Annotated in this window: 18 protein-coding genes; 7 read left to right on the forward strand and 11 right to left on the reverse strand. The window is 66.6% G+C overall.

The genetic code is table 11. The features are described 5' to 3' along the window. The first annotated feature begins 212 nt into the window (after positions 1-212). Positions 213-2,969, forward strand: coding sequence for an ATP-binding protein (locus tag OHB24_RS20970; protein ID WP_327640772.1), 2,757 nt, complete (start codon positions 213-215; stop codon positions 2,967-2,969). Here the strand turns inward: OHB24_RS20970 and OHB24_RS20975 are convergent. Then, positions 2,929-3,543 (reverse strand): redoxin domain-containing protein, encoded by a 615-nt coding sequence (locus OHB24_RS20975; protein WP_327640773.1) that lies wholly within the window; start codon positions 3,541-3,543, stop codon positions 2,929-2,931. The genes OHB24_RS20970 and OHB24_RS20975 overlap by 41 nt on opposite strands. Before the next feature lie 348 nt (positions 3,544-3,891). On the opposite strand from OHB24_RS20975, the gene OHB24_RS20980 reads away from it, so the two are divergent. After that, positions 3,892-4,749, forward strand: a complete 858-nt coding sequence (locus OHB24_RS20980; RefSeq protein WP_327640774.1) for a PASTA domain-containing protein — start codon at positions 3,892-3,894, stop codon at positions 4,747-4,749. A 72-nt stretch (positions 4,750-4,821) separates the two neighbouring features. Here OHB24_RS20980 and OHB24_RS20985 read toward each other — a convergent pair whose 3' ends face one another. The 6 genes from OHB24_RS20985 to OHB24_RS21010 all read right to left on the reverse strand — a co-directional run bounded on the left by OHB24_RS20985 (position 4,822) and on the right by OHB24_RS21010 (position 12,383). Next, entirely contained in the window at positions 4,822-5,901 is a 1,080-nt protein-coding gene (locus OHB24_RS20985; RefSeq protein WP_327640775.1) for an ABC transporter ATP-binding protein, read from the reverse strand. Between the two features lie 78 nt (positions 5,902-5,979). Beyond that, positions 5,980-7,005 (reverse strand): slipin family protein, encoded by a 1,026-nt coding sequence (locus OHB24_RS20990; RefSeq protein WP_327640776.1) that lies wholly within the window; start codon positions 7,003-7,005, stop codon positions 5,980-5,982. Positions 7,006-7,038: 33 nt separating this feature from the next. Beyond that, positions 7,039-7,470 (reverse strand): DoxX family membrane protein, encoded by a 432-nt coding sequence (locus OHB24_RS20995; RefSeq protein ID WP_327640777.1) that lies wholly within the window; start codon positions 7,468-7,470, stop codon positions 7,039-7,041. A 181-nt stretch (positions 7,471-7,651) separates the two neighbouring features. Then, positions 7,652-8,596, reverse strand: coding sequence for an NAD-dependent epimerase/dehydratase family protein (locus OHB24_RS21000; RefSeq protein ID WP_327640778.1), 945 nt, complete (start codon positions 8,594-8,596; stop codon positions 7,652-7,654). Between the two features lie 41 nt (positions 8,597-8,637). Further along, positions 8,638-11,391, reverse strand: coding sequence for a pyruvate dehydrogenase (acetyl-transferring), homodimeric type (aceE, locus tag OHB24_RS21005; protein ID WP_327640779.1), 2,754 nt, complete (start codon positions 11,389-11,391; stop codon positions 8,638-8,640). Beyond that, positions 11,388-12,383, reverse strand: a complete 996-nt coding sequence (locus OHB24_RS21010; protein WP_327640780.1) for a universal stress protein — start codon at positions 12,381-12,383, stop codon at positions 11,388-11,390. Before OHB24_RS21010 ends, aceE begins: the two co-directional genes overlap by 4 nt. Before the next feature lie 177 nt (positions 12,384-12,560). On the opposite strand from OHB24_RS21010, the gene OHB24_RS21015 reads away from it, so the two are divergent. The 3 genes from OHB24_RS21015 to tal all read left to right on the forward strand — a co-directional run bounded on the left by OHB24_RS21015 (position 12,561) and on the right by tal (position 16,041). Continuing rightward, positions 12,561-13,787: a PucR family transcriptional regulator gene (locus OHB24_RS21015; protein WP_327640781.1), complete on the forward strand. Its 1,227-nt coding sequence runs from the start codon at positions 12,561-12,563 to the stop codon at positions 13,785-13,787. A gap of 315 nt (positions 13,788-14,102) precedes the next feature. Next, the gene (locus OHB24_RS21020) at positions 14,103-14,852 is read left to right on the forward strand and encodes a hypothetical protein (protein ID WP_327640782.1); all 750 of its coding nucleotides are present in this window, start codon (positions 14,103-14,105) and stop codon (positions 14,850-14,852) included. A 52-nt stretch (positions 14,853-14,904) separates the two neighbouring features. Then, a complete protein-coding gene (gene tal, locus OHB24_RS21025) occupies positions 14,905-16,041 on the forward strand; it encodes a transaldolase (protein WP_327640783.1) in 1,137 nt (378 codons plus the stop codon). 109 nt (positions 16,042-16,150) lie between these two features. Here the strand turns inward: tal and OHB24_RS21030 are convergent, their stop codons facing one another. Both OHB24_RS21030 and OHB24_RS21035 read right to left on the reverse strand, forming a co-directional pair. After that, positions 16,151-17,098, reverse strand: a complete 948-nt coding sequence (locus tag OHB24_RS21030; protein WP_327640784.1) for an NAD-dependent epimerase/dehydratase family protein — start codon at positions 17,096-17,098, stop codon at positions 16,151-16,153. Then, positions 17,065-18,078 (reverse strand): universal stress protein, encoded by a 1,014-nt coding sequence (locus tag OHB24_RS21035; protein ID WP_327640785.1) that lies wholly within the window; start codon positions 18,076-18,078, stop codon positions 17,065-17,067. Before OHB24_RS21035 ends, OHB24_RS21030 begins: the two co-directional genes overlap by 34 nt. A 344-nt stretch (positions 18,079-18,422) precedes the next feature. Between OHB24_RS21035 and OHB24_RS21040 the strand changes: the two genes are divergently transcribed. Next, positions 18,423-18,623, forward strand: coding sequence for a hypothetical protein (locus tag OHB24_RS21040; protein ID WP_327640786.1), 201 nt, complete (start codon positions 18,423-18,425; stop codon positions 18,621-18,623). Positions 18,624-19,001: 378 nt separating this feature from the next. On the opposite strand, the gene OHB24_RS21045 is transcribed toward OHB24_RS21040, so the two are convergent. Together OHB24_RS21045 and OHB24_RS21050 are read right to left on the reverse strand one after the other, a co-directional pair. Beyond that, positions 19,002-19,478: a GerMN domain-containing protein gene (locus OHB24_RS21045; protein WP_327640787.1), complete on the reverse strand. Its 477-nt coding sequence runs from the start codon at positions 19,476-19,478 to the stop codon at positions 19,002-19,004. Between the two features lie 296 nt (positions 19,479-19,774). Beyond that, entirely contained in the window at positions 19,775-20,113 is a 339-nt protein-coding gene (locus OHB24_RS21050; RefSeq protein WP_327640788.1) for a hypothetical protein, read from the reverse strand. Positions 20,114-20,390: 277 nt separating this feature from the next. Here OHB24_RS21050 and OHB24_RS21055 point away from each other — a divergent pair, with 277 nt between their 5' ends. Beyond that, complete coding sequence (locus OHB24_RS21055; RefSeq protein ID WP_327640789.1) at positions 20,391-21,977, forward strand: restriction endonuclease; 1,587 nt, start codon at positions 20,391-20,393, stop codon at positions 21,975-21,977. Positions 21,978-22,178: the final 201 nt, after the last annotated feature.

The following is a 22,178-nucleotide window of genomic DNA, read 5'->3' on the forward strand; positions in this document are numbered from 1 at the left end:
ACCTTCCGTGCCGAGCGGACAGGTCCAGGTAGTCCGGTAGAGCTGTCACTGGGGATGGTCAGGTACATCGGGCATCCCCAGGGGGAGCAATATGGGGCGACAACTTCAGAGGCTTTCGCGACGCGGATATCGGATGTGCCGGTGCTTCCGCGTGGGGCTGGTCGGACGAGGGGATGACTCCGCCCCGGCCGCGCTAGTCCAGGAGGTCGGCGGTGGCAGGGGAGGGCGCTGAGCCAGCCGCGCGGTTGCTCGGACGGCGCAGCGAGTGCGAGGCGCTGGATCGGTTGGTGACCGATGTGCTCGCCGGGGAGAGTCGGGTCCTGGTCCTGCGTGGTGATGCGGGCGTTGGCAAGAGCGCGTTGCTGGGATACTTGTCCGGGCAAGTCGCCGGCTGGAGAATCGCGACCGTCACAGGGGTCGAGTCGGAGATGGAGTTGGCGTACAGCGGCCTCCATCAGCTGTGCGCGCCGCTCTTGAACCACCTCGACCGCCTACCAGATCCGCAACGCGAGGCGCTTACGACGGTGTTCGGGCTGAGCGCCGGGCCCGTACCCGACGGGCTGATGGTCGCGCTTGCGACGCTCACCCTGGTTGCAGAGGCCGCCGAGAAGCTCCCGCTGATCTGCTTCGTCGAGGATTCGCAGTGGCTGGACCGATCATCCGCGCGGGTCTTCGGTTTCGTGGCCCGCCGCTTGCTCGCCGAACGCGTGGCCTTCGTCTGCGCGGCGCGCACGGGGATCGAGAACGACGTCTTCGACGGCCTGCACTCGCTGCAGATCACCGGCCTCGGCGAAGGCAATGCCCGCGCGCTGCTGCTGGACAATCTGCACGGCCCACTCGACGCGGCGGTCCGCGACCAGATCGTGGCAGAAAGCCATGGGAACCCACTCGCTCTCCTCGAACTGCCGCGCACCTGGAGCGCCGGTGAGCTGGCCGGAGGATTCGGGCTGCCCTACCATCACGCGGTGGCCAGCAGGATCGAGCTGAGCTACCGCCGGCGTCTCCTCGTGCTCCCATCCGACACCCGGCTTCTGGTGCTCGCCGCTGCCGCGGAGCCACTCGGCGACGCGACATTGCTTCGCAGCGCCGCCGCGTCACTCGGCATCGACATGGTCGCAGCCGGCCCGGCGATGGACGCCGGGCTCCTCGAGATTCGCGGGCGAGTGGAGTTCGCCCACCCGCTGGTCAGATCCGCCAGCTACCGAGCGGCAGCCGTCGGGGACCGCTACCGGGTTCATCGCGCCCTCGCAGCGGCTACTGACGCCGAGACCGACCCTGATCGGCACGCCTGGCACCGTGCCCTGGCGACGCCGGGACCTGACGCGGATGTGGCGGCCGAGCTCGAGCACTCGGCCGGCCGGGCACAGGCCCGAGGTGGCCTCGTCGCAGCCGCGGCCTTCCTTTCTCGTGCAACCGAACTGACGGCCGATCCGGCAGGGCGAGTTCGACTGGCGCTGACTGCGGCTGTCGCGAACGTACAGACGGGGGGCTTCGAGATCGCGCAGCGGCTACTCGCCACGGCACGGGAGGGCCTGGCCGATGAGGCGCAACGCGCGCAGATCGACATGGTCGGTGCCCTGTTGGCGTTCGCATCCAAACGAGGGAGCGAGGCCACGCCACTCTTGCTCGCGGCGGCGCGACGCCTCGAACCACTGGATGTCCAGTTGGCGCGACAGACGTACCTGGACGCGTTCTCGGCCGCGCAGTTCGCGGCCCGCCTCAATGGCGGTGTGAGCGTCGTCGACGTCGCACGGGCCGCGCACGCTGTTCCGCTCCCGCCTGAGCTGAAGCCCACCCCCGGTGACCTGTTGCTGGACGCCTTCAGCGCCCTTGTCGAGGACTACGGCGGTGCGATTCAAGCCTGTCGAACAGCATTGCAGAGACTCCGCGACGAACAGACCCCGAGCAGAGAGAAGCTGCGCTGGCTGTGGCAGGGCTGTGTTCTCGCACTCGAAGTGTGGGACGACGAGAGCGCGTACGCCCTGTCGCACCGTCACCTCGAGGTTGCCAGGAAGACAGGTGCGCTGAGTGAGCTGCCGTTGGCGCTCGGCTCGCGAACGCCGGTGCTGGTGTTCTGCGGCGAGCTCTCGGCGGCCACCTCGCTGGTCCAGGAGGCACAGTCGGTGCGGGATGCGATGGAGATCGACGAGGCGCCGTACGGCGCGTTGATCGTCGCCGCGTGGCGTGGACAAGTCGCCGAAGCCACCCAACTGATCGAGCTCACGCTGCGCGAAGCCGGCGCGCGCGGGGAGGGCGTCGGCATTGCGATCAGCGAGTACGCGCACGCGGTCCTCTGCAACAGCCTTGGCCGGTACGACGAGGCACTGGTGGCCGCGCGGCACGCCTGCGAGGATCCGCAGGAGATGGTCGCGCACAACTGGGGGCTGACAGAGCTGGTCGAGTCGGCCACGCGGACCGGACACACGGAGCTGGCGTCCGAAGCTGCCGAGCGCCTGGCCACGAAGGCGCAGGCCGGCGGAACCGACTGGGGTCTCGGGATGGCAGCACGGGCGCGAGCGCTGCTCAGCGAAGGAGACGAAGCGGAGCGCCGGTTCCGCGAGGCCATGCAGCATTTGAGTCGGGCCCGTGTGCGCGCCGAGCTCGCCCGGGTTCACCTGCTCTACGGAGAATGGCTCCGGCGGTCGAACCGCCGCGCGGACGCGCGTAGCGAGCTGAGCGTCGCCCACGAGATGTTCGACTCGATGGGAATGGAGGGATTCGCTGACCGCGCCCACCGGGAGCTTGCGATCGCGGGAGCGACCGTACGGAAACACACGATCGAGACGCAGGACGACCTCACCACCCAGGAAGCCCAGATCGCACGGCTGGCCCGTGACGGACTCACCAACCCCGAGATCGGCGCACAGCTGTTCATCAGCGCGCGGACCGTGGAGTGGCATCTGCGCAAGGTGTTCAGCAAGCTCGGCGTCAGCTCCCGGCGCCAGCTCCGCGGAACGCTGATCCGTTAGCGGTCGATCGCCTGGCCCACTTGTGGAACGGTGAGCGATCGCCCGCTGTCCATGCCTCCCAGAGACCTGACGTGCCCAGATCCCAGTCGGGGCGGATCTCACGCGTCACTGCCCGCAGGTCGAGCCACAGGTCGTCGGCCGTGGGACGGCCCCAGAACCAGTATCCGTTGTAGACGGTGTGAACGACCAGGTCAGGTTTGAGCACGAGCGTATGCGGGATCATCGGGTCGTTATCCGGGTCGGTGAAGTCCCGGATGCCGAGGTCCTTCTGGACCGTCCGCCCAGGATCGGACAGGAACGTCCACCGAGCACCGGCCGCGGCACGGAAGTCGCGTACCAGGGGCCGGTCGTCGGTCGAGATCGTGACCATCTGGACATGGCCTACCGCGACCTTTGCCTGGAACCCCGCCAGCTCGAGATGGTGCTGGTACTCCTCGGGACAGTAGAGGCCGCGCGACAGCATGAGGATCAGCGGATCGCGGCCCTGCAGTTCGCTGAGAGTGCGAACCGTGCCGGCGTGATCAGGCAGCGCGTAATTGGGGAGGATGCCACCGGGAGTGATGTCGCACCGCATGGATGACCACCTCTCACCTGGCGCCTACTCGCGCGACCCGCACGGTGCGTCGGCCGATCCATCCACTGTTGCAGGTCCTACCGGTCATCCGAGCCCGGGAGATACCCTGGCACTGTCCCTGGTCCGTCGCCGCTGAACCTTCAGCAGGCAGCCGAGAGTCGTCTTCGGTCCCCCAGCGGGCCGGCAATGATGAGACCACCGGCGTCGACGACACCGACCACTTCACACCTGATTGACCCGCAGATCGCCGGCGGGGTTGCGCCGCCATCGGAGCAGTGAAGGGCCGACTGTCCCGGGCCGTGAACGTCCTAGCGGAGGACCAGGCCTGGCAGAACTGCGAGGAACACGATGATCGAATCCAAGCTGACCGAACTCCCCGAACGCGCTGGAGACCGGACAAACGTCGGGCCACCACCGATCGAAGCCATCCGCGCAGGCGCTGGGCGCCGCCCCCGTCGGCGTACAGCGGCACTCTCGGCTGTCGGCCTGGCAGCCGTGGTAGTGGCAGTGGGCGGGACGCTGCTGCTCGCCGGCGGCCCGATCCTCACGAACCCCGCGCCTCCGGCCGCCTCGGCACCTCCGGTGCCTGCCGCGACGCGACTGGTGGGCATCGGCCACGCCGCCATCGCCGTGCCCACGCAATGGGCCGCCAACAAGCTCGGCTGCGGAACGCCGCTGAAGGACACAGTCATCATCGACGCAGGCCCCCAGGACCTCTGTCATGTAGATCGCCCCAAAGGTGTCGAGAGCGTACTGGTGCGTAGCGGCAAGCCAATCGAGTTCCATGCCGACGAGACCTTCCAGCTCGACGGCGCGCGAGCCGAACGTCAGCGGACAACCTGCACCCCCAGGTCGATCAACCAGGTCACGGTCTGTTCAGGTACCGTGTTCATTCCGTCTCTCGACGTATCGTTCGACGCATCGTCCTCCACGAACGCCGACGAGGTTCACAGCATCCTCGCCCGGATCATCATCGTTCCAGACAAGGTCGGTGCCCCAGAGCCCCTGTTCAGCGAATCGAATCCGGCCGCCCGTTTCAGCGCGCAATACGCGGACAGGCTCACCGCACTGGGCCTGATACCCAACATCCAGACCAGGAAGTCCCCCGGTTCCATACCCGGCAACATCCTGGCCGTCTCCCCATCGCCAGGCACGATGCTGACGCCTGGAGCAACGGTCACAGTCACTGCCGTCGCCCAACCCTGATAAAGCGGCTCCTTGGACGTAGTCCAGTCCTATATCAGCTCATTACAGGAGAGCCAGCCTACGACGGAGCGTTTAGGCGGTGATGCGCTGCTCGGTGGAGGTGGAGAACAGGTGGAGCTTGTCGGGCTGCGGGGCGAGGTGCACAATGGCGCCCTTCTCGCTGTGCATCCGGGTGCCGATCCTGGCGATGATCTGCTGGTTCAGGCTGGAGTGCTCCGCGGTGCCGTAAAGGAACCCGTCTGAGCCGAGCTCCTCGATCACCCCGACCTTCACCGCCAGCCCGTCATCCGCGAGATGGAACGCCTCCGGCCGTATCCCAAGCATCAGCGTCTTGTCGTTACCGACCTTCGCGAGCAGGGTGCGTTCGATCGGAACCACGTAGTCGCCGATCTTCGCCCCGCCGGCGGTGATCTCGGCCTCGATCAGGTTCATTGCCGGCGAGCCCATGAAGCCCGCGACGAACACGTTCTTCGGCCGGTCGTACAGGCCCAGCGGTGTGTCGACCTGCTGCAGGCGGCCGTCCTTCAGGACGGCGACCCGGTCGCCCATCGTCATGGCTTCGATCTGGTCGTGGGTGACGTAGACGGTGGTGACGTCTAGGCGGTGCTGGAGTTCGGCGATCTGGGTGCGGGTCTGGACGCGGAGCTTGGCGTCGAGGTTCGACAGGGGCTCGTCCATGAGGAAGACCTGTGGGTTACGGACGATCGCGCGGCCCATCGCGACGCGCTGGCGCTGACCGCCGGACAGGGCCTTCGGCTTGCGTTCCAGGTACTCCTCGATGCCGAGCAGCTTGGCCGCCTCGGCGACGCGCTTGGCGCGCTCATCCTTGGGCAGGCCTTGCATTTTGAGGGCGAAGCCCATGTTGTCTGCGACCGTCATGTGCGGGTAGAGCGCGTAGTTCTGGAACACCATCGCGATGTCCCGCGCCTTCGGCGGAAAGTTGGTGACGTCGCGGTCCCCGATGTAGATCTTGCCCTCGTTGACCTCTTCGAGCCCGGCGAGCATCCGCAGTGAGGTGGACTTCCCACACCCCGACGGGCCGACGAGAACCATGAACTCACCGTCGACGATGTCCAGATCCAGCCCGTCGACGGCCGGGGTGTCGGAGCCCGGATACACCCGGGTGGCTCCCTTGAACGAGACGGTTGCCATGTCGCGCCTTCTTTCCTTCACTGGCAGGTACGTGCCGGGGGATCCGGTCGACCATCAACTGCACGCGATCTCGCGCCCTCACGGTTGCCATGCCGGGTCGGCACAACCGGCGTGGAGTCCGCCCCATCGAGGTTGTGCCAACTCGGCCGTTTCGGGGACGGGCAGGGCCGGCGGATTGGCGTCCGCCGCTGGGGATGCCGTTGACGCGTCAAGTGCGACCGGTCCACCGGTTCGCTGGGACTGTTCGATCTCGCGGTTCGGTGGAATGTCGGTCGCCGGCAAGCCGTTCCTCGCGGCCGGAGCTGTGGTCGGCGTCGCTTGATCGGTACCACTTGCCTTTGCCTTCTCGGGTGGTGTCGACCGTTCTAGAAACCGGAGCAGTTCGACGGGGAAGGGCAGCACCAGGGTGGAGTTCTTCTCGGCGGCGACCTCGACGACGGTCTGCAGCAGGCGCAGTTGCAGGGCGGCTGGGTGTTCTGACATCACCTCGGCGGCCTGGCCCAGTTTCTCCGACGCCTGGAGTTCGCCGTCGGCGGTGATGATGCGGGCCCGGCGTTCGCGTTCGGCCTCGGCTTGGCGCGACATGGACCGCTTCATCGTCTCCGGCAGGGCGACATCCTTGATCTCGACCCGTTCGATGTGGACGCCCCAGTCGAGCGCCGGGCTGTCGATCATCAACTCCATGCCCTGGTTGAGGCGCTCCCGGTTGGACAGCAGGTCGTCGAGGTCGCTCTTGCCGATGATTGAGCGCAGAGATGTCTGTGCGACCTGGCCGATGGCCGAGATGTAGTCCTCGACGTCGACGGCCGCGCGGACCGGGTCGATCACATTGAAATAGACGACTGCGTCGACGCGGACCGTCACGTTGTCGCGGGTAATGCCGTCCTGTGCGGGGACCGGCATCGTGATGATCTGCATGTTGACCTTCTGCAGCCGGTCGGCGATCGGCATCAGCAAGGCAAGACCTGGCGGCCTGATCGCGGGACGCACCCGCCCGAACCGGAACACGACGCCGCGCTCGAACTGCTTGACCACGCGGATGCACGCCGCCGCTCCGATCAGACCGACGGCCAATGCTGCGAGTAGTACGTAAAGGATGACCATTTCTTCTCCGTTCGGAGGTCGCTCGCGGTCGCGTCAGGAGCTGTGGCGTGCGGGGGCGAATTTGGTGGCGAGGCGGGCGAGCGCCACAGCGGCGACGAGGAGGCCGAAGTCGCGTAGGGCGACGTCGTAGAAGCCTGAGAGGGTGAGCAGGTTGATGATGATGCCGGCGAGCCAGGCTGCGACGAGTAGTGCGCCGTAGCGGGGGATTAGGGCGACTGCGATGCCGGCGACGATCTCGATGACGCCGATGAGGTACATGGCGTCTTGGCCGGAGCCGGGGACGATGTCGTTGATCCAGGGGGCCAGGTAGGCGGGCCAGTCGGTGAGCAGGTTGGCGAACTTGTCCAGCCCGAACACGATCGGCGCCACGGTAAAGACGGTTCGCAGGACCAGAAAAGCCTGGTAGGCCGGGTCCGACAGTGTCTCCCGGCTTGGTGTGCGGGCGGTGCGCCCCTCAGTAGTCATACCCCTCACTCCTTCTAAAGGTCGATGTACTTCCATGTTTGTCTGATGGCCACGGACTAGCACCTGCCCTTGTCGGCTGATTCATAGCCCTTCTGCTTGCCGATGATCGGCAACACACAGATCCACCGGAACGTTGGCCGAGCCAACGCTTTCCTGCCGTGCTGACGACGCGCCGCTCGGATCAGGGATGCGCTGCGTGGGTCAGTTCTGCCGCGAATCCCTGTCGCCATGAGCCGTAATGCGGGGCCCAGTCGAGGACGCGCCGGGCGAGGGTGTTGTCGGCTCCGCGCAGCTGGGTCATGAACGCGACTCCCCACTCGCCGGCGGAAAATCTGCCAAGAGCCACAGGTACGTGTTTCGGTGGGGGAGCCTGTAGCAGTTCGGCCAGGATGGGTAGCCACTCGCGGACCGGTGCCGGATCGTCATCGACCACGTTCAGTGCGCCGCGTACGTGGCTGTGCAGCGCCGCGGCGATGGCCGAGGCGGCGTCGCCGACGTGGGTGAACGAGAAGGTCCCGTCACCGGAACCGACAATCGGCATCTTCGCGGCCTGTACCTGACGGACGAATGACCCATGTCTCCCATAGATCGTCCCGTGGCCGTAGAGCTGTCCGAGCCGCAGTACCAGCCCATCTGCCTGCCGGGTGCGCTCTTCAAGCGACCGCAGGGCGGCCACGACCGGGGCGAACTGCCTGGGCGGGTCCCGCCACAACGGGGCCGCCTCGGCGGCCGGGACCCAAGTGTTCGGCTCGTAGATGCAGGCCAGGCCTTCGGTGATGATGCGTTTGGCGCCGGCCTGTTCGGCGGCGTACAGCAGGTTGCGGGTGCCTTCGGTGCGGAGCCGGTTGGTCTGCGCGAAGTCGCGGCTCCTCCGTCGCGGATTGAACTTGGCTGGGAGCGCGGTGAGCAGGTGAACGACCGCGTCGGGTGCAGCGTCCTTGACCACGTGGCTCAGCGCGCCGGAGTCCAGCGCGTCGGCCTCGGCGGCCACGGCTCCCAGCACCTCGACCTCGACGGCGGCGCCGTACGAGCGGGCCAGCCCGATCACCTCATGGCCCTGGGCCGTGAGCAGTGGCAGCAGCCGGCGGCCTATGACGCCGGTTGCACCGGCCACGAAGACGCGCATGGCTCCTCCTGAAAGGCGGTCCTGTCTGTGGACCGCGGTCGCTACTGTGGGGTGTCTCCGCCGCCGGCCGTCGGGTCTGCGTGTCCCTGTCCGGCCAGGTAGGTCGTCTTGGCCGCCCGTGGCACCGACTTGTCCAGCTCGCCGCAACCGGCCAACTGCTGCAGCGTTCGCACGACGATTGAGTGCGCGTCGATTCCGAAATGGCGGCGCAGTGCGGCGCGGGTGTCGGAGTGGCCGAATCCGTCGGTGCCCAGCGATATCCAGGGCCTGCGGACGAACGGGGCGATCTGGTCGGGCACGGCGCGCATCCAGTCCGAGACCGCCAGGACAGGGCCTGCGGTTTCCCCCAGCCGCTCCGTGACGTAGGGGATTCGGGGAGGCTGGTCGGGGTGAGACTGGTTCCATTCGTCGGCCGCGAGCGCGTCACGGCGCAACTGAGTCCACGACGTCACCGACCACACGTCAGCCTGCACCCCCCAATCGGTGTCCAGGAGGTGTTGCGCCTCCAGCGCCCACGGCATCGCGATGCCCGAGGCAAGGATCTGGGCCTTGGGGCCTTCGCCGGCTGGGGCGGGGGAGTAGCGGTGCATCCCGGCGAGGATCCCGTCGATGTCGACGTCAGGGGGTTCGGCCGGCTGGGTGATCGGCTCGTTGTAGAGGGTCAAGTAGTAGAAGACGTTCTGGTCTTCATCTGGTCGCGGTTCGCCGTACATGCGGCGGAGGGCGTCGGCGGTGATGTGGCCGAGTTCGAACGCGTAGGCGGCGTCGTAGGCGATGCACGCGGGATTGGTAGATGCCAGCAGCAACGAATGGCCATCTTGATGCTGTAGGCCTTCGCCGTTGAGGGTGGTGCGGCCGGCGGTGGCGCCGAGCAGGAACCCTCGGGTCATTTGGTCGGCAGCTGCCCAGAGTTGGTCGCCTGTGCGCTGGAATCCGAACATCGAGTAGAAGATGTACAGCGGGATCATCGGCTCACCGTGGGTGGCGTACGACGTACCCGCGGCAGTCCAGGACGCCGCAGAACCAGCCTCGGTGATGCCCTCGTGCAGGAGCACACCGTGGACGTCTTCCTGGTAGCTCAGCATCAGTTCCCGGTCCACGGACAGGTAGTTCTGTCCGTGCGGTGAGTAGATCTTCTTGGACGGGAACAGCGAGTCCAGGCCGAAGGTGCGGGCCTCGTCGGGGATGATCGGCACGAACCGATGTCCCATCTCCGGGTCTTTCATCAATTCCTTGAGCAGCCGGACGAACGCCATCGTGGTGGCGACCTCTTGCCTGCCCGAGCCGCGCCGTGCGATCGCGTACGCTGACTCGCCCGGCAGCGGGAGTGGTCTGCTGGCGACTCTACGGTCGGGCAGGTAGCCCCCGAGGGTGCGGCGCCGCTCGTGCAGGTATTCCAGTTCCGGTGAGTCCTTCGACGGCCGATAGTACGGCGGTTTCACGGCGTCGAGCGCCGTGTCCGGGATGTCCAGGAATAGCCGGTCCCGGAAGCCCTTCAGATCGTCGAGGGTGAGCTTCTTCATCTGGTGCGTCGAGTTGCGGCTCTCGAAGTGTGATCCCAGGGTCCATCCTTTGATGGTTTGAGCCAGGATCACCGTCGGCTGGCCGGTGTGTTCGGTCGCGGCGCGGTAGGCGGCGTACAGCTTGCGATAGTCGTGTCCGCCGCGTTTGAGATTCCAGATCTCTGCGTCGGACAAGTGCTCGACCATGGCGGCGGTGCGGGGGTCGCGGCCGAAGAAGTGCTCGCGGACGAACGCGCCGGACTCGGCCTTGTAGGTCTGGAAGTCGCCGTCGGGTGTGGTGTTCATCAGGTTGAGCAGTGCGCCGTCGGTGTCGGCGGCCAGCAGGGGGTCCCATTCGCGGCCCCAGATCACCTTGATGACGTTCCAGCCGGCGCCGCGGAAGTACGACTCGAGTTCCTGGATGATTTTGCCGTTGCCGCGGACCGGGCCGTCGAGGCGCTGCAGGTTGCAGTTGACGACGAAGGTCAGGTTGTCGAGCTCCTCGCGGGCGGCGACGCCGATCGCGCCGAGGGACTCGGGCTCGTCCATCTCACCGTCGCCGAGGAATGCCCACACACGCTGCTGGCTGGTGTCCTTGAGGCCACGGTTGTGCAGGTACCGGTTGAAGCGGGCCTGGTAGATCGCGTTGAGCGGTCCGAGCCCCATCGAGACGGTCGGAAACTCCCAGAAGTCCGGCATCAGCCGCGGATGCGGATACGACGGCAGGCCTCCGCCTGCGCCGGCGTGGGAGAACTCCTGCCGGAAGCCGTCGAGTTGCTCGCTGGTGAGTCGTCCTTCCAGGAACGCGCGGGCATAGATGCCGGGGGACGCATGGCCCTGGAAGTAGATCTGATCGCCGCCGCCGGGTGCGTCGTGGCCGCGGAAGAAGTGGTTGAAGCCGACCTCGAACAGCGCTGCCGCGGAGGCGTACGTGGAAATGTGCCCGCCGACCCCGATGCCGGGCCGCTGGGCACGGTGCACCATGACCGCGGCGTTCCAGCGGTTGTAAGCCCGGATCCGCCGCTCGATGTGCTCGTCGCCGGGGAAAGCCGGCTCGGCATCGGGAGCGATCGTATTGAGGTAGTCGGTACTGCGGAGATTGGCAACGCCTACACGCCGGTCACGCGCCCGCTGCAGGATGCTGAGCAGCAGGTACCGCGCCCTGTTCTGCCCAGCATGGTCGACCACCTGGTCGATCGATCCCAGCCACTCCTGGGTCTCAGATGGGTCAAGGTCGAGCAGCTGGCTGTGCAGCCCGAGGCTTTCGGGTAGGCCATGCGGCGTCGGTGTCATGACTGCTCCTTCAGGTCCGAAAGGTCGTCCGGCGCCGCGGCCGCCAGACAGGGCCGTCCCGCAGATGAGAGCTTGACTACGGACGGCGTCCGATGTGGACGGACGACAGCGACGGGGCAGGCTGCGTGCTGCAGCACCGCCTGGCTGACCGATCCAAGCAACATGCCCGCGAAGCCTCCGCGGCCGTGCGATCCGACCACCACCAGTTCGGCGCCGGCCGAGGCATCGATCAGCGCCTGCGCCGGATGACCGTGCACGAGCTCTGTTCGTACGTCGATGGCAGGGAACAGCACGCGCTTGCTCTCCATCGCCTCTGCGAACAGCTGCTGGTCGATCTGCTCGACGATGTCGGCGGGAACGCGGAGTGACGGGTGCGGCCGGGTCGGCACCGCGGCATGCACGGCGGTGACGCCGACGTGGCGACGTGCCGCCTGCTGGAAGGCGAACCGGATCGCCGCGGCCGAGATCTCCGACCCGTCGACGCCGACCACGATTCGCCCGGTCGGCGAGGCGGGGAACGCCGTACCGTCTCCTTGGGGGTGGACGACGACCACCGGGCACGGGGCATGGGCGGCCACGGTGGCGCTCACCGACCCCACCAGCAGGCCACGAAAGCCACCGACGCCACGGCTGCCCACGACCAACAGGTCGGCGCTTTGCGCCTCGTTCAGCAGCGTCGGCGTAGCGGGACCGACGAACAGGTTGGCGATGACCTTGATGTCGGGGGCCACTTCGCGCGCATGCGCCTCTGCCTCGGTGAGGATCCACTCGGCCGCCGACTGCAGGCCGAGGTTCGTGTCCCCAATAAAGGCCATGTCCAGGGCGTTGCCGATCATCGGCCAGCTGAACGCGTGAACGATGCGCAGCTGACAGTGCCTCGACGCCGCCTCTGCGGCAGCCCAGGCCAGTGCGCCCCGCGCGGACACCGAGCCGTCAACCCCAACCAGAACTGGCCGACGAGCCCGATTGTTCACATCAGTTGCCTTCGCCATCTCGCCGCTCCGCTTCAGCTCTAGGTGCCCTACGGCTTCGACTGTGCCGTTCCAGCGGTCAGACAGGTAGTGCAGCGATCGGCGAACCTGTGACCGCCCTTATGGCCGACGTCCGGCAAGGATGCTCTACTGGGACATGGCCCAGCACCTGCGTCGATCCAGAGTGAAGGGAGGGGCATGAGCGAGTCCGGGGGGACGCGGTGGCCAGGTTCCGCCGCGAACAGCGCGGATGAAGCGTGGCTGACCGCGATCGCGGAAGCGGCCGCAGGCGACTCCCAAGCTCCGCTGGAGCTTCTGGTCGAGTACCTGACCCTTCTCGCGGACGCTGCCATTTCGGGGAGACGGCCCCGTGAACACGAACTGGCGATCGTGCGTGAACTCGGGCGTCGCGCCGCCGAACAGGGGATCCCCGCCGGCCGTGTCGTCGACCTCTACCTGTCCGCGGCCTGGCGGATGTGGCGGGATCTGCCCGACGTCGTGCCGTACCGCGACCGCGACACCGTCCGCGCCTCAGCACAGGCTGTACTACGCGCTGTCGGTGAAGCAATCGCGGTCCTCGTCGACAGTTATCAGGTAGCCACACAGCAACTGGTCAGGCAGGAGGAGTCCCTGCGCCGCGAGCTGGTCGACGACCTGCTCCGCGGCGACCCCGACGTCTCAGGGATCGTCGAGCGCGCCGAACCGTTCGGCCTCGACCTCGGCCGGCCGCACCAGGTGGTCCTGGCCCGCCCCGCCGACGGGCTCCCCGAGGGCGACACCAGCGTGAACATGATCGAGCTCCTCATTCTCGACCGATTCGGGGATCGCGAAGTACTCGTCGCCACCAAAGAGGGACTGCTCGTGGTGCTCATCCCGGCGACAACCCCCAGCACGGCACCCCGCACCATCACCCAGGACGTGGGAACCCTGATCCATGACGCGCTGCTCCGACACAGGCCGGGCCGCGAATGGCGAGTCTCGACGGGCCGTCCCTATCCCGGCGCGTACGGCATCGCCCGCTCCTACGAGGAGGCACGAGAAGCGCTGACGCTGGCCGACCGATTGCGCCTCGAGGGCGCGGTCGTCGATGCACGCGACATGCTCGTGTACCGGGTCCTGGTCCGCGACCAGGCCGCCATCGCCGATCTCATCCAAGCCGTACTGACCCCGTTGACCGGCGCCCGTGGTGGCGCTGAGCCGTTGCTGCTAACCCTCGAGGCGTACTTCGCGACCGGCGAGGTCGCTACCGACGCGGCGCGGCGCCTGAACATCTCGGTCCGCACAGTCACCTACCGATTGACCAAGGTGAAGGAGTTGACGGGCCACGACCCGGGCGATCCGGGACAGCGGTTCGCTCTCCACATCGCGGTGCTCGGCGCACGACTTCTCGACTGGCCGACGCGCGACCTTCACGCCGGCGCCTAGGCACCCGGCGAGCCGACCGGCGTCATCGTCCAGGCGCCTTCGTTGCCGGTCGTCGGCGATCAGGCGAGCCTCAGGTTCGCCGATCATGGCCGTACCCGTCGACACCAGTTAGCGGCAAAGTCGTACCTGCACGCAACAACGACTGACTAGCTGGGATTCACGCAGCGCGAGTCGCACGCGAAGTGTCGTTCGTATGCAGTGCGAAGACAGGGTCGGGCCTGCGCGGTCGACCCACACCGTCAGGAGGTTTGTCGTGGACCAATCGTCCGTCTGCCGGTTCAACCTAGCCGTCGTCGCGGCGCGGGATGGCACACGATGAGAATCTATCGCACCGTCTGGCTGTTCTTCTGTGGCGTAGTCGGCGCACTGGGCGCCGTGGTTGCTTTTACCTGGTCGTTTGGGACAGTCATCATGGTGTTCATCCTCGCGGCTCTTCTTGGCGCGGGCGCCGCGCTGGTCGCGCTGGACCCAGAAGGCACCGACCGGCTCCCGCGCGACAACCGACGAATAGTGATCACCAGTTCAGTCCTCAGCGGGACAGGGACCGTGGCGCTCGTCGGCTGGGGGATGGCACTCGGCGCCCCGACGGCGCTCCTCTTGCTGGCGATCACCGCCGGCGGATCGCCGTACGCGATCCGCTACGGCTTGCAGTGGCTCAGACAACACGGACACCTCGCCGAGCCTTCGTCCCGGCCTGCCCCGCCGGACCCTGGCGAGCGCTCGCCAGGGTCCTTGCCGGCACCCGTCTCCGGAATCGCGCCGGACCAGCCGGCACAGCCTGAGGTCGCGCCGGCCTCCCTGAGCGACGAAGCCCTCTGCCTGGCCTGGCGGACCAGCTTCTCTGCTCTGCAAAGGGCTAGCTCGCCGACGCAGCGGTTGCAGATCGTCGACGGGCGCCGCGCGTATCTCGACGAGATCGAGCGTCGCACCGCCCACGGCATGGCGGCGTGGCTGGCGTCAGGACCGAGAGCAGCCGGAGACCCCAGCAGGTTCGTCCTGGGAGACGGCGCGGCAGGTCGCGCGCCCATCGACTGGGACGGCCTGCTCCATGACACGGACAAATGAGACCACAAGTCGATAGCCGCACCTGGCGCATGCCAGGGGAACCGAGAATACGATGACTAAGCTGGAACACCTTTACGGCTACTGCGGGCAGAGCCCTTGGCTGGACAACCTCACCCGCGCCTCCCTGCATGACGGCACCCTTGCGCGCATGGTTGCCGACGGGATCCGCGGGGTCACCGCGAACCCGACGATCTTCGCCCGGAGCATCACCGGCTCTCACGACTATGACGAACAGTTCTCGGCGTTGATGGCGGCAGGCAAGTCGGTGGACGAGTCCTACTGGGAGTTGGTCATCTCCGACGCCAGCCAGGCGCTATCCTTACTGCGACCGGTCTTCGACGGGGGTGACTGCGTCGACGGGTTCGTGTCGGTGGAGGTGTCTCCCGAACTGGCTCACGACGCGCCGGCCACGATCGCCGCCGCGCGGTGGCTGCGCCAGCGGATCGATCAGCCCAATCTGCTCGTGAAGATTCCCGCTACTGCTGAAGGTGTCACCGCCGTCGAAGCGCTGACCGCCGAGGGTGCCAGCATCAATGTCACGCTGTTGTTCTCCCTGTCGCGGTACGCCGAGATCATCGAGGCCTACCTGTCCGGGCTGGAGAAGTTCACCGCGAACGGCGGCGATGCTTCGACGGTCAGCAGCGTCGCCTCGTTCTTCGTCAGCCGGGTCGACACCGAAGTCGACCAGCGACTCGAGGCACTCGGGACCGACGAGGCGCTCGCCCTTCGCGGCCAAGCCGCAGTGGCGCAGGCCAAGCTGGCCTACCGGTTGTTTACCGAACAGTTCTCTAGCCGCCGCTGGCACCGGCTCGCCGTTGTGGGTGCAGATGTCCAGCGCCCGTTGTGGGCCTCGACGTCCACCAAGAACCCCGAGGACCGCGACACCCGCTATGTCGAGGAACTCATCGGCCCCGAAACGGTCACGACCTTGCCCGAAGCAACCATTGCCGCCTTCGAGGATCACGGCACGATGGCTCGCACCGTGGACCGCGGCCTGCCGGAGGCAGCCGAACTGATGCTGCACCTTGCAGCAGCCGGAATCGACATGGCCGCCGTCGGACGCACGCTCGAGGAGAACGGCATCGCCGGCTTCGAGAAGGCCTATCGCGACGTACTCGCTGACCTCACCGCGTCCGCACTGACCTCCGGTAACACTCGCGGGAGAGGATCCAAGGATCCCTCGCGATGACGCACCTGTAACACCCTCGCCCGAGTTTTGGCTCGGCTCCGCGGCGATGCTGCTGATTAGTCTGCAGGAGATCATCGGCCTCTCGGAAACCGAACCACCCACACGCCATCTACGAGGCTGACCCGCCAAGAGCCAGCTCCGCCTCGAACCCCTGGCGCCACGACGGGTACTTCGGGTGCCAATCGAGAGCGTGTCTGGCGTTGGCGTTGTCAGCGCCGCGGAGCCTGGTCATGTACGCGACACCCCAACTGCCGATCACCAATCTGGCGAGTGCCTCTGGCACATGGAACGGCTGCGGTGCGTTCAGAAGTCGGGCGAGGACGGGCAGCCACTCGCAGACCTTCGCTGGCTCGTCGTCGACCACGTTGAGCGCGCCGCGGGCCTTACTGTCCAGTGCGGCCGCGATGGCGTAGGCGGCGTCGTCCACGTGTGTGAACGAGAAGGTCGCGGTGCCGCGCCCGATGATCGGCACCTTGCGGGCCTGCACTTGACGAGCGAATGCTCCATCGGGCGCATACATCGTGCCGGGACCGTACAGATGACCGAGACGCAGAGTCAGTCCGCCGGCTTCCTCGGTGAGCTGTTCCAGCTCCCGGAGGGCAGCGAGCACGGGACCGAACTGCTTCGGCGGGTGGTGCCAGAACGGTGCGTCCTCTGTAGCCAAACCGGTGCTGTTCGGCTCGTAGACGTAGGCCAGGCCTTGGGTGATCACACGCCTGGCCCCGGCTTCTCGGGCTGCGTCCACGAGATTGAGGGTGCCTTGGGCCCGCAACCGGTTGGTCTGGGCGAAGTCCCGCGACATCTGCTTCGGATCGATTCTGGCCGGGATGCTGGTGAGCAGATGGACGACGGCATCGGGCGCGGCGACCCGTACGGCGCGGCGCATCGCGGCGTGATCCAGGGCGTCGGCGTGTACGACGTGAACACCCAGCTTCTCCAGGGCGACGCCGGCGCTGGACGATCGTGCGAGACCGATCACGTCGTGCCCTGTTGAGAGGAGCAATGGCACCAAGCGACTACCGATCACGCCGGTGGCACCGGCGACGAAGACACGCATGATTCCTCCTGGAGCTCTTTCAAATACCGTCCTCGCACAGCCGCGAGCCGAATGTTTCGGTGTGCGGGCGGCGCCTCAGTTCGCCTCGCCCGCTTGGGGTGAACGACTGCGACCGGGCAGGCGGCGTGGTGCAGCACTGCATGGCTCACCGAGCCGAGCAGTTCGTCGGCGACACCGCCGCGGCCGTGTGAGCCGACCACGACCAGGTCCGCGTCGGCCGATTCATCGATCAGTGCCTGTGCTGGGTGGCTGTGCATGAGCTTGGTCTGAAGAGGGATTCCGCGTACACGCAAGTGGTCCAGCGATTCGTCGAATAGCTGCTGTTCGACCGGATCGGCGATGGCTGGGGGCGTGCCGTAGGAGGGTCGCCGCGCCATCGTGGTGTGTACGGCGACAACGCCGACATGGCGGCGTGCAGCTTCCTGAAGCGCGAATCGGACAGCTGCGGTCGAGATCTCCGACCCGTCAACGCCCACCACGATCTGGCCCCTGGGCGATGCAGGGAAAGCCGTGCCCTGTCGGTGCGGGCGGACGACAATCACCGGGCATGGGGCGTGCGCGGCCAAGGTGGCGCTCACCGACCCGACGAGCAGCCCGCGGAAGCCGCCGACGCCCCGACTGCCCACGACGACCAGTCCGGCGTCTTGTGCTTGACTCAGCAACGTTGACGCGGTGACGGCGGCGAACAGTTCAGCGGTGACTCCGATGCCGGGAGCCGCGCGCCGCGCGTGGTTTTCGGCATCGCGGAGGATCCACTCGGCCGGTGCGTGCAGGTCGCCGCTCATGGATCCGATCGCTATCGAATCGAGTGGATTGCCGGCGGTCTGCCAGTTGATGGCGTGAACAATGTGCAGTGGGCAGTGCCTGTACGACGCCTCTGCGGCAGCCCAGGAGAGTGCTCCTTGAGCACAGACAGAACCGTCGACCCCGACCAGAACCGGCCGGAGACCGCGACTTCTGATGGTGAGTGTCTTCGCCATGTCGCCGCTCCGCTTCCGCCGTCGATGCCCTTCGGTCCAGACGGTGCCACTCGCATGGACTGACAGGTACTGCCGCGATCGGCGAAGGTGTGGCTGGCCTCATGGCCGACCTCCGGCAATGGGTCTGTTCCGGAGTGTGCTTTCCGGCGTCCTCCAGCATCTAGATCACCCGATCTGGAGCGGCGACAAGCATCCGCCCCAGCGCGTTCCGCAGTCCTCCGTGTGCCCTGGGTCGTAGCTGTCCTCCGGAGGCACGCCGAGCGACACCACCAGGTTCGGGAGCAATCCGAGCGCAACGTCCAGGTGGGCGCCGTGACGATGCTCGTCACCGGACCGGAGAAATGATGGCCCTCCGTCGTCTGCACGTAGCGGCGGATCTGCGAGGTGCGGAGTGGACAGGGCCGGAGGTCGCGCTGCGGCATCTCGAGGGTCTGCGCCTCGCGAAGGCCAATGCCTACGGTGTGATCGGTGGTTCGGGATCTGCCGCGCGCAATCCGACGGACAAGGTACAGAGGTTCAAGCTGGTCGAGGCGGCGACGTACTAGGCCTGGATGGTCGCCGAGCGGTCATAGCTCTCGTAGGCACAGTCTCAGGAGCCTGAGCAGCTCACCGCGTTCACGCGGATGGCAAGAAGCACGCGCTTGCCTGGGAAGTCGTTGTTGCGGGCAAGGACTGCGCTCGGGGCGGTGCGCACGCAAAGCACGGTCCCAGTGGAGTCCCGCGGCATGGTCGACATCAAGTAGGCGACCGACCGAACACTACACACGAGACCCGCGATCCCGCTTTGAGACTGACGCGGCAGATCGAACAGGCCTAAAACGGGGACCTGGATCTGTCGTGATCCCTTGGCGCGAGCATGTCTACATAGTCGCGGAGTCGACGATGAAGGTCACGACCCTGCAGCCTGGGCTGTGCGCCGATCGTCAGCGCGCACGAAGTGGCGCGTAGTCGGCTTCGGTCAGCGGCTGGATCGTCAGTGTGCCGTCGGGAAGCAAGGCCTCCGCGGGTCGGCCGCCGCGGGAGAACGTGACCTCATGAACGGTGGGTACAGCGGTGACTGAGAGGACGATCTGTGCGACGGCAAGGACGTTCTCGGTGGCTGACCTGCCGTCGGTCTCGCCTGAGAGCTCGAGTACGACCCGGCTTCCTCGTACGTCGGCAACAGTCAGGATGAGGCCCTGTGGCAGGGCGGACGTGATCCTGTTCGCTTGCTCTACTGCAATTGGCCCGGCAAGCAGTTCTCGAATGAGCGTGCGCAGACGGGGACCGGAAGACGCATCACGGACCAGCGTCACCAACCGGCCATCGCGGACGAAGCCCACCCGAACGATCGCTCTACCGGGCGTCGCGGTCAGCCGTACCGCTGTCGGCTCACTGACGTGCTGCATCCGGGACGGCATCGCCGCGGTCCCGATCGGCGCAGGGTCCCGCTCAACGGGAACACCACAGCTGACCAACACCAGTCCAGCAAGAAGACAGACGAGGATCCTTCTCACCTCACCACTTTCCGCCGCCGTACGACGCGGCAGGCCACCAGACCATCATGCGATTGTTGCCCGAGGCAGACCAGTTCGGGCGCAGTCGCCGTACGAAGATCAGAACATCCGGGAAGCATGGTGCCATCGTGGCAACTCAGGACGCGAGTACGGCGGCACCGGGACCGCAAGTCATCCGATCGTAAAGAACGCCCGGCAGGTCAGGAGCGGCGGTGGCGGGCGGAGGTGCGGGATGCCCGAGTCGAGAATCGGGGGAGGCCGAGAAGCAGGGTTTGATCCGTCTGCTCGGTGCAGAGCTGCAGCCCGGTCGCTTCGTTGCGAACTGAGACCCTTGGACCAGTGGCGCCGTTCGGCCACCTGAGATACGCGTGGCCACGACCGGTGACGATCCAGCGTGCGAGATCGCCGGCAGGGCTCTCCTCATCCGTACCTTCGTCGCCGCACCAGCGCACGGACTGGATCGTTCGGTTGCCCAGACCCAGGCAGATCCCGGTGATGAAGACGATGCGATAACTCGACAGGCTCATTGCGATCTCCACGTCCCGACATCACTTCACTATCAACGTACGAGCCTCGAGAGCAAGCCCTACCGCCCAGGTATCACCGACCGGCCCTGACGCCTCACGCGGAGTGGTCGAACGAGGATCGTGAGTTCATCATGGCCAGACCTTCCAGGCGCCGCCAGGGCCCGACCGAATCGTGGCCGACTCTCGTCGAGTGGGCCGGCGCAGGCTGCGCTCGTAGCATTGTGTAGCTGGTGTTGTCCGCTGAGTTCGGTTGCCTCCGCGGGCAGGTCGACGTGGCTTGGGAGGGCTGATGGCGCGTGGGCAGGGTTCCCGAGACGAGTGGCGGCGACAAGCTGCCGCCGCAGCGCGGGCGCAGGAGCGGGACCAGCGTGCGCGGGAGCGCGCGGTGCGAGAAGCGGAGAAGGAGCGCAAGCAGCTGCACCAGCTTCGGATGACGGAGCAGGTCGACGCGGACAACGAGCAGGTGGAGGCCGGCGTTCAGCAGCTCCGCTCGATCCTCGAATCAGGTCTCTCGCGTCCTGCGAGGATCGATCTTCGCGCGCTACGGCGGACCTTCAAGGCACCAGTGTTCGAGCTAGGAGATCTGGCGCAGGGGAGTCCCCAGCCGATCTGGGATCAGTTCGCTCCCCGTTCACCTGGTGCAATCTCGAGGTTGTTCGGCGGTGAGGCGAGGTACGAAGACAGGCGCCGGTGGGCAGAGGACGCGTTCCAGAAGGCACTCGGGGAGCATGCGGAGCAGGAGGGACAGCGGCAGCGGAAGATCTCGCAGCTTCAGCGGGATCATGCCGCGCGGGTCGACGCCGAGGCGAAGGAAGTTGCCCGGCACAACCGCTCGGTCGAGGCTCTTGCAGGGCAGCTCGACGAGCGACAGAAGGACGCCGTCGAGAAGTACCTGCGACTGGTGGTCAAGGCGACCCCGATACCCGCATCATTTCCTCGGCGTCTGGCGCTGACGTTCAATCCTCGTGCGGAACAGGTTGTGCTCCAGGTCGAGCTACCGCCGAAGAGCGTCGTACCGACAGTTGCGTCGTACCGCTACTTGCCGACCAAGGATGAGGTGCGTCCGACCGCAAGGTCGGCGAAGGACGCCGGGAGTCTCTACCGGCAGATCATCAGCCAGGTGGCGCTGCTGTACATCCGCGACCTCTTCGCCGGAGATCCGAAACTGCGGACGGTAGCGTTCAACGGTCATATCCAAGCTCTCAATCCTGGCACCGGCGAGAAGGAGTTTCCGTGCATCATCAGCCTCAACGTCGAGCGTGAGGACTTCCCGCGGGATGCGAACCTGCGGAAGGTCGAGCCGGCGGCCTGCGTACGGCACCTCAATGCGATCGTGTCGGCCCATCCGTACGAGCTCGAGCCGATCGAACCGATCCTCGACTTCGACCTGAGCAAGTTCTCGTTCGTGGAGGGACTTGACGCGGTGTCGACACTCGACGCGCGACCGGACCTGATGGAGATGTCGCCGACCAACTTCGAACATCTGGTCCGGGAGATCTTCGTGGCCCAGGGGGCCGAGGGCTGGACTACGGAGCAGAGCAACGATGACGGGGTCGATGCGGTCATCGCGAAGCGTACGCCGCTGATGGGCGGCCTGAGCATCGTGCAGGCCAAGCGCTGGAGCAAGGTGGTCGGCATCAGTCACGTGCGCGAGCTGGCCGGTGCGATGGAAGAGAAGCGGGCTGGTTGGGGGATTCTCGTGACGACGTCCTGGTTCACCTCCAAGTGCTGGGACAAGGCCCGCGAGCACGGACGGATGGAACTCATCGACGGTGACCGCTTGGTCTATCTGATCAAGGAACACCTCGGCAAGGACGTCCTAATCGGAATCAAGGACCGCCCGGCCCCGCGCCAGAAGCCGCCGACCGCTCGGTAGTTTCCTGGCACGTACTCCAGAAGCTTCGGCTCAGATTGTTCGGTGGCAGTCCCTCACCGGTCAGGTGTGGCCAGACGTGCTGGTTCGGGCTGCGATCTGGCCGCGGCGGATACGGTCGGTGCGGAGGGACGCGGTTCGGTCGTGGTGTGCGGGGAGCAGGTGATGATCCGTGCGCGGTCCTCGGCGGACCATCAGGGGTTT

It is taken from the genome of Kribbella sp. NBC_00482 (genome assembly GCF_036013725.1).
In the GTDB taxonomy this organism is placed as follows: domain Bacteria; phylum Actinomycetota; class Actinomycetes; order Propionibacteriales; family Kribbellaceae; genus Kribbella.